Source organism: Streptomyces sp. NPDC059037, from assembly GCF_042740015.1.
GTDB lineage: Bacteria > Actinomycetota > Actinomycetes > Streptomycetales > Streptomycetaceae > Streptomyces.
The window spans coordinates 34,666-46,041 of record NZ_JBHYIG010000034.1; the positions used below are offsets into that span (position 1 = coordinate 34,666).

Below are 11,376 nucleotides of genomic sequence, written 5' to 3' on the forward strand. Positions count from 1 at the left end.
TATATATGTCGGGCTCCCGACCGGGGGCTTAATTAAAAATACATAACTATCAGAAAGCAGCCCGGGGCGGGGGGGGGGCCCCCGCGCCCCCGCCCCCCCCCCCGGGCCCTGGATCGGGATCGGGATCGGGCTAGATGCCGAACGGTGCGGCGTAGCGGACGGTGCCGCCGGGCAGCGGGTGCGCGGCGTCGAGGGCGAGGGCCATCATGGCCTCGTCCGGGACGTCGATGCTGATGCCGATGCCGTGGGCGGAGGCACGGGAGAAGCCGAACCTCGGGTAGTACGCCGGGTGCCCGAGGACGGTGACGAAGCGCTCGCCCCGGTCCTTGGCGGCCTGGAGCGCCGCGCGGATGGCCGCGGACCCGGCACCGGTCTTCTGGTACTCGGGCAGCACGGCGACGGGGGCCAGGCACAGGGCCGGGGTGTCGCCGATGTGGCAGCGGGTCAGCAGCGCGTGTCCGACGGGCTTGCCGTCCCGGTCGGTGGCGACGACGGAAAGGCCGTCCAGCCAGGACGAGTCGGCGCGCAGCGCGTCGACGAGGTCGGCCTCCGCGGACGTGTCGAACGCGGCGAGGACGATGTCGCGGACGGCGGGGATGTCAGCGCCGGTCTCGGCGCGCGTGATCCAGCCGTCGCTCATGGTGGGCATGGTGAACATGGTGGATGCGAATCCGTTTCATGGTGGGTTCGTGTGAGTGTCGCCCCGCGAGCTCACGCTCCCGGCGGGGCACATCCGGCTGAGGTCAGGCCGCGACCCGGGACGTGAGGGCGGTCCGGGCGGCGCGCATGGCAGTGGCCTTGAGCGCGGTCATCAACCCCACCTCCCGACTTCCTCGGCAATCCGGTCGAACACGAACGCCGAACACAATATCAGCCGGTCAGTAAGGGCTGTGCATCGTGAGGTAGCGGATGTCGAGGTCGGACTCCAGGTACTCCATCCGCCGCTCCCAGAAGTCGCGCATGTGGGGCAGGGCCAGGTGCGCGTCGAGATCGCCCTGGGAGCGCCAGGCCTCGTAGAAGACGAAGACGCCCGGCTCGTCGCGGTCCTCGTGGAAGTGGTACTGCAGGCAGCCGGGCTCCTGCCGGGTCGGTTCGACGAACGAGAGCAGGAGCCGCTTCAGCTCCGCGGCGCGTTCGGGCTTGGGGCGAGCGGTGCCGACGAGCGTGAACGGCTGAGTCATGAAGGTCTCTCCTCGATGGATACGCACATGGACGATGGATGCGCACATGGATACGTCGACGGCGCTAGGTACGACGAAATTCGTACCTGTCGGACGCTAGCGACCCCAGAGGTACGATGCAAGTCGTACCTGCGGGGCCGCGCCCATCGAAAGGAACCCGGATGCCCGACGACGAAGGTCACCCGACCGTCGAGGAGATGGAGCTCGGCCCGGTGCTCGCCGCGCTGGCGGACCCGTTGCGCCGCCGCGTGGTGCGCGAGCTGGCGGCCGCGCCCGACGGCACGGCGCGGACTTGCAGTTCCTTCGAACTGCCGGTCTCCAAGGCGACGGTCACGCACCACTTCCGCGCGCTGCGCGAGGCAGGCCTGGTCCAGCAGGTGTCACGGGGCAACAGCCGGATGGCCACCCTGCGCAGGGCCGATGTCGAGCAGCGGTTTCCGGGGCTGCTCGCCATCGTGGCGGCCGAGCGGGAGAACGCTGCCGGCCGGGGTGAGTAGCCGGCACGGCTCGGCCTCAAGCGTCTTTGAGGCTTCGCACCTGGATCAGGCCGTGCGTCCCGCTCGTACGCCATGCCTGGCCGTGCTCGGCGGTCAGCGCGGCCTCGGTCCGCGCGTCGAGGCCGACGATCACGTCGGACTTCAGTGTCCGCAGCGCGGCCACCGGGCCGGGGAAGTACGCGGTGGGTTCCGCGAACGGCGTGCTCGCGGGCCACAGCCGGTCACCGACCAGGCGCCGGTAGTTCAGGTCGCCCTTCACCAGCGTCAGGGTGGCGTCGGCGAACTCCTGGCGCAGGTCGTCGGGCATGTCCGCGTACGGCAGCGGCGCGCAGGAGAAGGTGTGGGCGCGGACGGCGAGCCGGCCGCTGCCCATCGCCGCCCACAGGCGCCTGCCGGCCTCGGACGCGGCGCCGGGCGCAGCGGTCAGGTGGCGCAGACAGTCGATCACGTCGGCTGTGGTCGCGTCGGAGACGTAGTACGGGTACGGCTTGACGTGCAGGACGGCCCGCTTGATCCGCTGCCGGTTCAGGAGGTGGTCGATGAGGACGAGGTCGGGCAGCAGCTCGCGCCCGGCGTTGTCCGCGACCAGGCACAGCGCGCCACGGCCGCCTTCGGGCAGCAGGGACCACAGCAGCTCGGACTGGTCGGCCACCAGCCCCGAGTCGACGGCATCGGCCGCGTCGCCCTCCGCACCGATGCGGAACCCCAGATCGGCGCGATTGCCCCACAAGGCGCCGAGGAGCAGGGCCTGGTCCTCGGCGTCGGGAGCCGCCGGGTCCACCGGCCGGTCGAGCGCGGCGAGTTCCTCCGCGGCCTCCACGGTCTGGAGTTCCGCCTGCTTGAACGGGCGGAAGGGATCGATCCCTTGCCAGGGGCCGGGCTCGAAGTACCCCACTGCTTCGAGGAGTTGGCGATAGAAGTAGCTCTCCGCCCAGAGGAAGGGCACATCGAACCACGAGCGGCCGAAGTGGCCGCTCCCCCACCCCTGCCACAGCTCCCGGTCATGCGCGCCGGGACCGAGGGGTTCGATGACTCCGTCCGTCGCCTGCGCAAGGAGGGCGTCCAGCGCGCGGTGCTGCTCGGGCCCATAGGGAAAGGCGTCCCGCACCTTCTTGATCAGCGCCGGATGCCGCTCCGCGAGCACGCGCCACGCGAAGGAGCCCGGTTCATTGCTCAGGATGACGGGCGCCTCGACTGGTTCCGGCATGGCTCGCTGATCCTTCCCATCGGTCGTACGCGGACGCGGCGCCGCGGACGCCCAACGTCTCACGCGGGCGGCGCCGCGCGGACAATCGGCGCCATGAGCGAGTACGCAGTCGGGGTACAGCCCGCCGTACGCCGCAAGGCCATGAGCCTCGGAGGGTCCGGTGAGGCGTGGCTCCGCCGGCTTCCCGCGCTCGTGGCGGACTTGGAGCGGCGGTGGTCGATCAGCGTGGCCCTCCGCTGGCCGGGGGAACGACCTCGTACGTGGCCCGTGCGCGCACCCATGACGGCCGGGACGCGGTGCTCAAACTCGCCCTGCCGGAGGGCGACTTCGCGAGCCAGGTGCGGACCCTTCGGCTCGCGGACGGAGAGGGGTAGGCGGAGCTGCTCGCCCACGACGTCGAACGTCACGCGATGCCCCTGGAAGCCCTCGGGCCGCCGATGGCCCGGCTCGGGCTGCCGCCCCGGCAGCAGATGGAGGCGCTGTGCGCCCTGCTGCGGCGGGCCTGGCGTGTGCCTCGCGCGGAGGGCCTGATGGTCGATCCCACCGCGGAGAAGGCGCGGTCGCTCGGCGAGCTGGTCGGGCGGCTCTGGGAGAGCCTTGGCCGGCCGTGTTCGGAGCGTGTCGTGGCGCGTGCGCTGGAGTTCGCGGAGCGCAGGGCCGCCGCGTTCGACCTCGACCGCTGCGTCGTCGTCCACGGCGACCCGCACGCGGGGAACGCGCTGCGCACCCTCGCTCCCCGGGCCGGTTCGGAGCAGGGCTTCGTCTTCGTGGACCCCGACGGGTTCCTCGCCGACCCCGCCTACGACCTCGGGGTGGTGCTGCGCGACCGGTGCACCGAGTTGCTGGAAGGCGATGCCGCCGCCCTGGCCCGTTCGTACTGCGCACTGCTCGCGGCCCGCAGCGGGGTGGCCGCGACGGCGATCTGGGAGTGGGGCTTCCTCGAGCGGGTGTCCACCGGGCTCTACGTCATCGACTTCGGCGCCGAGGAACTCGGCAGGCCGTACCTCGACACGGCGGAGCTGCTGGCCTGACCTGAGGCGCACGCCCGCCGGTGTGGGGGGGACGTCGTACCGCGCGTGACGTCAGGCGCGCTGCGCCAGCAGGTCGTCCAGTTCGGCGGCGAAGAGCAGGGCGGGGTCGAAGCCCATCCCGGTGAAGTGGCCCGCGAGTTCCAGGGACAGGACGCCGTGCAGCCGGGTCCAGAAGGACAGCGCCCGGTGGAGGGTCGCGGGCGGTGCGGGGTGGCCGCCGGCCCAGTCCCTGTGGTCTTCCAGGTGGGTGCCGAACGGCGTCGCGGGGCCGTCCGGGGCGAGCTCCGCGCAGGCGTCGAGCAGGGTGGCCATGATCTCGGAGGAGATGCCGGTGATGTCCTCGGGCGCGTGATAGCCGGGGACGGGGGTGCCGTAGATGAGGAAGTACCGGTTGGGGTCCTCAAGTGCCCAGTCCCGCAAGGCGTGTGCCAGTCCGGCCAGGTCGGCACCGTCCGCCGCGGCCGCGTGGACGGTGTCGGCGAGGCTTCGGTACGCGTCCCGGATGAGTTCGGTGATCAGCTCGTCGCGGCCGGCGAAGTAGCGGTACAGGGCGGGTCCGCTCATGCCCATCTGCTTGGCGATCGCGTTGAGGGAGAGCGCGGACGCCCCCGCCGCGGCGATCTGCTCCCACGCGCGTTCCTTGACCTCGGCCCGCACCTGGGTGCGGTAGCGCTCACGCGGGGTCTGCGCGTCCGTCTTCGCCATGGTCTGCCACCTTCCCCGCCCATTTGGCTACAGCTTCAAGATTTCGTTAGAGGTTATCACGCAAACCGTTGACGGCCTGACCCGTGGGGAGTTACAACTTCTAACGAACACATGAAGCCGTAACACCACGGATGAGGAGAACGCCATGTCCCGGATCCGCAGCACCAGCGTCCGCGCCGCCCTGTTCACCGTCCCGCTCGCCGTCGCCGGTGTGCTCGGCACCGCCGCCGTGCCCGCCGGCGCCACCCCGCACCCCGGCAATTCGCTCACCTGCCGCGGAGAGGGCGTCGATCCCGATGCCGCCGTCCGGTACCGGACCGAGACCGTGATCCACGCGCCGCTGAGCACCATCTGGAAACTGCAGACCGATGTGGAGCGCTGGCCGTCCTGGCAGGCCCCGGTCACGTCCGTGGAACGCCTCGATCACGGCCCCCTGCGGAAGGGCTCGGCGTTCCGGTGGACGACCCCGATACCGCCCAACCCCGCGACTCCCGCGACCAGTCTGGACATCACCTCGACCGTCGAGCAGCTCAAGCGCGGCTCCTGCATCCGCTGGACCGGCCCCGGGATCGCCGAGGGACTGCGCATCGACGGTGTTCACGTATGGACCTTCACGAAGGTCGACGGCGGTGTCCTCGTACGCACCGAAGAGACCCACACCGGGGACCAGGTCGAGGCGGACGTCCCCGCCGCGACCGAGATCCTCCGGCAGGGTCTCGAAGGCTGGCTCGGCGACTTGAAGACCACCGCCGAGGCCCGCACCGGTCACCGGCAGCGCTGAACCGCGCCGGTCTCAACTGCCGCTCTAGTCGCAGTACTTGTCCCGCCCCGGTCGCTCCCCCGTCGCCAGGTAGTGGGAGACGGTCCGGTCGCCGCACGCGTTGCCGTTGGCGAGGTAGGCGTCATGGCCGGTGGAGTCGACGGTCACCATGGTGGCGCGATCGCCGAGCGCGGCGCGGAGTTTCAGGGCGCCGCCGAGCGGGGTGGCCGGGTCGCGTTCGTTCTGGACGAGCAGGATGTTGGAGGGGCCGGTGTCGGTGATCCGGACCGGCGCCTCCTTCGGCCGGTAGGGCCAGGCCGCGCACAGCATCGCGTTGCGCGGCATCCCGGCAGTCAGCGGGAACTTGGCACGGCTTTCCGCAACTCCCTTCTGGTACGCGGCCGTTGACCTCGGCCACTCGATGTCGTTGCACAGGGTCGCGGCGCCGACCGAGACGACGTTCTGCAGCACCTCCTCGGGCGGTGCCGGGGGCGCGGGCGGCACGGTGCCCTTGCGTGCGGCGATGATCAGCTTGGCGAGGTCGGGGAAGTCGTCGGGGTCGTAGAGCGCGCTGAGCAAGGTCTGGCGCAGTACGTTGCCGTTGAGCTCCTCGGGGTTGGCGCCGGGCCAGGGGATCGGCTCGCGGTCGAGCTGCGCGGCAAGACGCAGGAACATGGGGCGCACCTCGGCCGCCGTCCGGGCCAGGCGGTCCGGATTGCCGGGCACCGCCGCCCACTTGGCGAACTCGGGGAAGGTGTCCTCGACCCCGGCCTCGTGCGCGGCGACCCAGCCTCGGGAGACCTGCCTGTGATCGGGGTCGTCGTTGCTGTCGAGCACGACGCGGTCCGTGCGGTGCGGGAAGAGCTGGCCGTAGACGGCTCCGACGTACGTTCCGTAGGAGACGCCCCACGCGGAGATCTTCCGCTCGCCGAGCGCCGCCCGGATGCGGTCGAGGTCGCGGGCCTCATTGGCGGTGCTGATGTGCCGGATGAGATCGCCGCCGTTGCGCTCGCAGGCGTCCGACATGCGCCGCGCGGCGGTCATGTTCTCCGTGATGGACCCGTCGGCGCCCGGCCAGGGACGCAGTCTCGATGTCGCGAGGTCGCCGTGTTCGAAGCCGCAGCTGACCGGGGTGGAGCGGCCGAGCCCACGGGGATCGAGGCCGATCAGGTCGTACGCGTCCCGCACGTCCTGCGGCAGCTTCTGCCCTTTGCCCGAGGGATTGTCGATGCCCGATCCACCGGGCCCGCCGGGGATCAGGAACAGGGCTCCGCGGCGCGCCTCCGGCTTCTCGCTGGGGATCCGCGAGACGGCGATGTCGATCTTCCTGCCGTCGGGGTCGGAGTAGTCCATGGGGACCTCGACGGTCGCGCACTCCTGACGGGGGTCGAGGCCGCTCCCCGCACATTTCCTCCAGTCAAGAGACGGATGGGCGGCGGCAGTTGAGGCGGTCGCGGTCAGCGGCGCGGTGAGGCTGAGGACGGCGGCCGATGCGGCGAGCAGGGCGGCGTTTCGCGTTGACTTCGTCATGCGCAACAGCTTTGCGTCCCTCCACCGGCGCCACATCCTCCCGACTGGCCGTCACGCGTCAGGGTTTGCCCCGGTAGTACCCCTAGGAGGTGTCTCTTGGGCCGCGTGGAATTCTGTCGGCATGGATACATTCACGGCCCGGCTGGACAGCGCATGGGAGTGGTGGGCGGCCGCCATTGAGGAAGCGCAGGAGGGGCGCTGGGTTCGTGATGCCGTGGAGCGGCAGGTGGTGGCGGACATCATGGCCGCGACCAATGCCCTGCACGGAGGTCGGCCGGCGCCGTTCACCGAGGACTCGTGGCACGTACGCATCGGGCGGATCGCCAATTGGGCCGGGGTGCTCCGGCTTGCCGCCCGGGCCGGGGGGTGGGAACTCCAACCCGTCGTCGGGCGCAGTCCGAAGGACCCTGCGGGTATGGCCGAGCTGCTGTCCGGCATCTATGCGATCGGCGGGCAGGGCGAGAAGTGGATGACGGAGCTTCTTCGAGAGCGTCGGGTGCCACCGGAGAAGGAGATCGCCCAGGCCGAGGGTTTCCTGACCGGGCCGGGGTCCATGGAGGATCTCGAGCTGTTCTTCCACGACAGCTGATCGTCACCCCTACTCGTCCGCCAGGACGGCATCCGGCCTGGTCCTCGGCCTTCCCGGCCCGCTTCGCGGAACACGGATGCCTCTCATCGCGGCTCGAACGCCGGTGCATCGCCCGCCTGACGGCAGATCCCGCCAGGGCGAGCACGTGCGGTACTTCCAACGGCCTGGAGGCACTACCGTCGGCCTCATGACCGGCCCGGACTCCCCGCCCCCACAAGGCGCCCCGAAGATCACCTGGCGCAGGCTCGCCGAGCGTGACTTCCCGCTGCTGCGGCAGTGGCTGCTGCAGCCGCACGTCGCGCGGTGGTGGAACCACGAGACCTCTCCCGATGCGGTGGCGCGCGACTTCGGTCCCGCCGCCCGCGGGGACGAGCCGTCCGAGGACCTGCTCATGCTGCTCGACGGGGAGCCGTTCGGTCTCGTACAGCGCTGCCGTCTCGCCGACTACCCCAAGTATCTGGCCGAGTTGGTGGACCAGGCCGAGGTACCGGCGGGGGCCGTGTCCATCGACTACCTCATCGGTGACCCCCGCCGGGCCGGCCGCGGCCTTGGCACGCTCATGCTCCGGGCGGTCATCGAGGCCACCTGGAGCGACCATCCCGACGCGACCGCGATGCTCGTCCCGGTGCACGTGGGCAACACCGCGTCCTGGCGTGCGCTGGAGAAGGCGGGCATGCGCCGCATCGCCGGCGTCGATCTCGAGCCGGACAATCCCGTCGACGACCGCGCTCACCACCTCTACCGGATCGACCGCCCCGCCGAGCAGCCGTAGCGGCTCACCGCGCCCCGATGCCGTCCAGCCGCCGCCACTGCTCGTCGCTGAGCCGGAGGCCTCCCGCGGCGACGTTCTCCTCCAGGTGGGCGATCGACGCGGTGCCCGGGATCGGCACCACGACCGGTGAGCGCGCGAGCAGCCAGGCGAGAGCGATCTGCGCGGCCGTGGCGTCGAGTTCGGCCGCGACGGCGGCGATCTCGGCCGTGTCGGCCGATGCCGCGGGGTGCACCGGGCGCCAGGGCAGGAAGGCGATGCCCGCGGCGGCACAGGCGTCGAGCACGCTCTCGTGCTCGCGGTCGAGCAGGTTGTAGCGGTTCTGCACGCTCGCGACGTCGACGGTCCGCCGCGCCTCCGCGAGCTCGTCGACGGTCACCTCGGACAGGCCGATATGGCCGATCTTGCCGTCGTCCTGGAGCTCCCGGAGCACGCCGAGCTGATCGGCGAGCGGGACCTTCGGGTCGAGCCGGTGCATCTGGAGCAGCTCGATCCGCTCGGTCCGCAGCCGGCGCAGGGCCTGCTCGACCTGGTCCCTGAGGAACTCCGGCCGCCCGTTGATCTGCGCCTCCGCGCCGGGAGCCGACTGCTCGATGGCGACCTTGGTCGCGATGAGCACGTCTTCCGGGTACGGATACAGGGCCTCGGCCAGAAGCTCCTCGTTGGCGCCCCATCCGTACATGAACGCCGTATCGATCAGCGTGACGCCCAGCTCGACGGCGCGCCGGAGCACCGCGATCGAGGCTTCCCGGGGCGCCCCGTGCTCGTTGGGCAGCCGCATCGCCCCGAACCCCAGCCGCCGTACGCCGATTTCGCCGCCGATGCGGAAGGTGCCGCTGGCTACTGTCATGTTTCTGTGTCCACCCCTCAGTGAACGCCCGACGTTATCAAGGGTGTTGGGCCGACGGCCGTTCCGCGGGCTCGTCGTAGTCGATGCGGGCCTGCTCGATCCGGTCCAGGTTGGCGGTGGACCACTCGGCGAGCGTGGCGAACAACGGGCCGAGGCTGCGCCCCAGTTCGCTGATCTCGTACTCCGCGCGCGGCGGCACTTCGGGGTAGTAGGTGCGGACGACGAGGCCGTCGCGCTCCAGCTGCCGCAGCCGCTGCGTAAGGACCTTGGGGGTGATCCCCTCGATGCCCCGCTCCAGCTCGACGAAGCGCTGGCGGCCGTACTCGTTGAGCGTCCAGAGGATCGGCGTGGCCCAGCGGCTGAAGACGATGTCGACGACGGGGCCGACGGGACAGACCTGCACACTCACCGGAGCGATCTTCGTCCGCGTCGACCGATTCGAGCTGGCACTCATAAGTCCCCCTCAGGGAAGTCACCTTCCTCAAGCCGCCCACCCTACCGACGCCCCGAATTACGCATACGCGTGCATAGACACCGCACGGCGCCCGGTTCAGGGTGACCAGGCACCCATCCGAGGAAGGACTCTTCATGCGAAGACGCGCATTCGTCCGTGGACTTGCCGCCGCCGGCGCCGGGTTGGCCGTGCCCCTGCCGTCAGCCGGCGCCGCCACGGGACGGACATCCGCCGGACCGTCAGCCGCCGGTTCCTGGCAGGAGGTGCCCGCCCCGGCCGGGCAGGCGGCCGCCCATCTCGCCGCGGTCGCCGCCGCGGGGCCCGCGGCGGCCTGGGCCGTGGGCGAGCAGGGCCGCAACGGCGGCACCCTCGGCACGCCGATCGCCCTCAGCTGGGACGGCTCCGCCTGGTCGCCCACCGATCTCTCCCACCTGACGTACAGCGGCGGTCTGCGCGCGGTCGCCGCGGGCCCGCCCGGCGGCGCGGCCTGGGCGCACGGCACCGACACGGCGGGACACGACCAGCTCCTCGCCTGGGACGGCACGACCTGGCGGGAGACGGAGTTCCCCGGCCGGGGCGAGCCGGGGACACGGCTCACGGACGTCGCGTCCGGCACCGAAGGCGACTTCTGGGTGTCGGGGCGGCACGGCGACCGCGCCGGGCTGCTGCACGGCGACGGCCGGACATGGCGCTGGTGCAGTCCGCTGCCGGACGAGGCCGCGCCCACACCGACCGGTGTCCATGTCACGCCCGGCGGCGATGTCTGGGTCTTCGGCGACATCATCGCCCGGTGGGACGACGCCTGGACGGTGGTGCCACGTCAGCTCGGGATCCGCGCCTCCGTGAGCGGTCTGCTGCCGGTCACGCACGACGACATCTGGCTGACCGGTTTCGCGTACGGCGTGGGCGGACCGCCCGGCAAACCGCCCGGCGTCACGCTGCAGCACTGGGACGGCGCGCAGTGGACCGACGTCAAGGCCCCGTTCGGCGTCGGCCTGTTGAGCGGAATCGTGGGGGACGCCGACGGCAGGCCCGACCGGATCGCCGGCTGGGACTTCTGGGACCAGAAGCGCGCCCACTATCTGCGGTGGGACGGCACGGCCTGGGTCAGCGAGCGGGGCCCGGAGACCGCCACCACCTTCATGCCGGAGGCGCTGACCCGGATCCCCGGCCCTGACGGCGGCTACTGGTCGGTGGGCACGACCTCCTCATCGCCCTACCCACCGGCCCAACTCCGCATCGAGCGCTACGCCTAGCCCGCGCCCCCGCCGCGCGGCGCGATGCTGAAGTCGAACGCGGCCGTTCCGGGATCGACGGCCGTCACGCCTCCGTCGACGGTGAGCGTCGCACCGTTGACGAAGGAGGCCGCGGGCGAGAGCAGCCAGGTGATCGCCTCGGCGACCTCCTCCGGCTGCCCGGGGCGGCCCGCAGGGACCAGCCGCGTCGCCTCGTCGTACGCGGCGTCGGCGCCGCCGTCCCCGAGCCCGGCCTCCTCGGCGAACCGGGTCATCCGCCGGTCGGCCATCTCGGTGCGCACCCAGCTGGGGCAGACGGTGTTGGCGCGCAGGCCGTCCCTGCCGTAGTCGACGGCGAGCGACCGGCACAGCTGGAGCAGCGCCGCCTTGGACGTCGCGTACGCCGCGTTGGCCACGCCGTTGCGCAGCGCGGCGACCGAGGCGACGGGGACCACCGAGCCCCGCGCTTCGAGAAAGAGCGGCAGCGCGGCCCGCAGCAGCTGGAATGGCCCGGTGAGGTGGATGCGCAGCACCGCGTGCGAGTCCTCGTCGGAGATGTAGCCGACAC

Annotated in this window: 15 protein-coding genes; 7 read left to right on the top strand and 8 right to left on the bottom strand. The window is 71.5% G+C overall.

Annotated features, from left to right (window positions below; translation table 11 throughout):
- Positions 1-130: 130 nt before the first annotated feature.
- Together ACFWY6_RS10445 and ACFWY6_RS10450 are read right to left on the bottom strand one after the other, a co-directional pair.
- Entirely contained in the window at positions 131-640 is a 510-nt protein-coding gene (locus ACFWY6_RS10445) for a GNAT family N-acetyltransferase (RefSeq protein ID WP_384687808.1), read from the bottom strand.
- A gap of 238 nt (positions 641-878) precedes the next feature.
- Positions 879-1,181: a putative quinol monooxygenase gene (locus tag ACFWY6_RS10450; protein ID WP_384687794.1), complete on the bottom strand. Its 303-nt coding sequence runs from the start codon at positions 1,179-1,181 to the stop codon at positions 879-881.
- A gap of 161 nt (positions 1,182-1,342) precedes the next feature.
- Here ACFWY6_RS10450 and ACFWY6_RS10455 point away from each other — a divergent pair, with 161 nt between their 5' ends.
- Positions 1,343-1,678 (top strand): helix-turn-helix transcriptional regulator, encoded by a 336-nt coding sequence (locus ACFWY6_RS10455; RefSeq protein WP_266873781.1) that lies wholly within the window; start codon positions 1,343-1,345, stop codon positions 1,676-1,678.
- A 16-nt stretch (positions 1,679-1,694) separates the two neighbouring features.
- Here the strand turns inward: ACFWY6_RS10455 and ACFWY6_RS10460 are convergent, their stop codons facing one another.
- Positions 1,695-2,885 (bottom strand): damage-control phosphatase ARMT1 family protein, encoded by a 1,191-nt coding sequence (locus ACFWY6_RS10460; RefSeq protein WP_384687795.1) that lies wholly within the window; start codon positions 2,883-2,885, stop codon positions 1,695-1,697.
- Between the two features lie 212 nt (positions 2,886-3,097).
- On the opposite strand from ACFWY6_RS10460, the gene ACFWY6_RS10465 reads away from it, so the two are divergent.
- Together ACFWY6_RS10465 and ACFWY6_RS10470 are read left to right on the top strand one after the other, a co-directional pair.
- Positions 3,098-3,259 (top strand): hypothetical protein, encoded by a 162-nt coding sequence (locus ACFWY6_RS10465; RefSeq protein WP_384687796.1) that lies wholly within the window; start codon positions 3,098-3,100, stop codon positions 3,257-3,259.
- A gap of 36 nt (positions 3,260-3,295) precedes the next feature.
- Positions 3,296-3,916 carry a phosphotransferase gene (locus tag ACFWY6_RS10470; protein WP_384687797.1) on the top strand — a complete coding sequence of 207 codons (621 nt, stop codon included), beginning with the start codon at positions 3,296-3,298 and terminating at the stop codon, positions 3,914-3,916.
- 51 nt (positions 3,917-3,967) lie between these two features.
- Here the strand turns inward: ACFWY6_RS10470 and ACFWY6_RS10475 are convergent, their stop codons facing one another.
- Positions 3,968-4,621 (bottom strand): TetR/AcrR family transcriptional regulator, encoded by a 654-nt coding sequence (locus ACFWY6_RS10475; protein WP_384687798.1) that lies wholly within the window; start codon positions 4,619-4,621, stop codon positions 3,968-3,970.
- 145 nt (positions 4,622-4,766) lie between these two features.
- Between ACFWY6_RS10475 and ACFWY6_RS10480 the strand changes: the two genes are divergently transcribed.
- The gene (locus ACFWY6_RS10480; protein ID WP_384687799.1) at positions 4,767-5,402 is read left to right on the top strand and encodes an SRPBCC family protein; all 636 of its coding nucleotides are present in this window, start codon (positions 4,767-4,769) and stop codon (positions 5,400-5,402) included.
- A gap of 24 nt (positions 5,403-5,426) precedes the next feature.
- Here the strand turns inward: ACFWY6_RS10480 and ACFWY6_RS10485 are convergent, their stop codons facing one another.
- A complete protein-coding gene (locus tag ACFWY6_RS10485) occupies positions 5,427-6,911 on the bottom strand; it encodes an alpha/beta hydrolase (RefSeq protein ID WP_384687800.1) in 1,485 nt (494 codons plus the stop codon).
- Positions 6,912-7,032: 121 nt separating this feature from the next.
- On the opposite strand from ACFWY6_RS10485, the gene ACFWY6_RS10490 reads away from it, so the two are divergent.
- Positions 7,033-7,500 carry a hypothetical protein gene (locus tag ACFWY6_RS10490; protein ID WP_384687801.1) on the top strand — a complete coding sequence of 156 codons (468 nt, stop codon included), beginning with the start codon at positions 7,033-7,035 and terminating at the stop codon, positions 7,498-7,500.
- A gap of 187 nt (positions 7,501-7,687) precedes the next feature.
- Positions 7,688-8,272 (top strand): GNAT family N-acetyltransferase, encoded by a 585-nt coding sequence (locus ACFWY6_RS10495; RefSeq protein WP_384687802.1) that lies wholly within the window; start codon positions 7,688-7,690, stop codon positions 8,270-8,272.
- 4 nt (positions 8,273-8,276) lie between these two features.
- Here the strand turns inward: ACFWY6_RS10495 and ACFWY6_RS10500 are convergent, their stop codons facing one another.
- Both ACFWY6_RS10500 and ACFWY6_RS10505 read right to left on the bottom strand, forming a co-directional pair.
- Complete coding sequence (locus ACFWY6_RS10500) at positions 8,277-9,119, bottom strand: aldo/keto reductase (RefSeq protein ID WP_384687803.1); 843 nt, start codon at positions 9,117-9,119, stop codon at positions 8,277-8,279.
- Between the two features lie 37 nt (positions 9,120-9,156).
- Positions 9,157-9,573 (bottom strand): winged helix-turn-helix transcriptional regulator, encoded by a 417-nt coding sequence (locus ACFWY6_RS10505; RefSeq protein ID WP_384687804.1) that lies wholly within the window; start codon positions 9,571-9,573, stop codon positions 9,157-9,159.
- Positions 9,574-9,707: 134 nt separating this feature from the next.
- Between ACFWY6_RS10505 and ACFWY6_RS10510 the strand changes: the two genes are divergently transcribed.
- The gene (locus ACFWY6_RS10510; RefSeq protein WP_384687805.1) at positions 9,708-10,829 is read left to right on the top strand and encodes a hypothetical protein; all 1,122 of its coding nucleotides are present in this window, start codon (positions 9,708-9,710) and stop codon (positions 10,827-10,829) included.
- Here ACFWY6_RS10510 and ACFWY6_RS10515 read toward each other — a convergent pair.
- Positions 10,826-11,376 (bottom strand): SDR family NAD(P)-dependent oxidoreductase (locus ACFWY6_RS10515; RefSeq protein WP_384687806.1); only part of this gene is annotated, 551 nt, incomplete at its 5' end. The genes ACFWY6_RS10510 and ACFWY6_RS10515 overlap by 4 nt on opposite strands.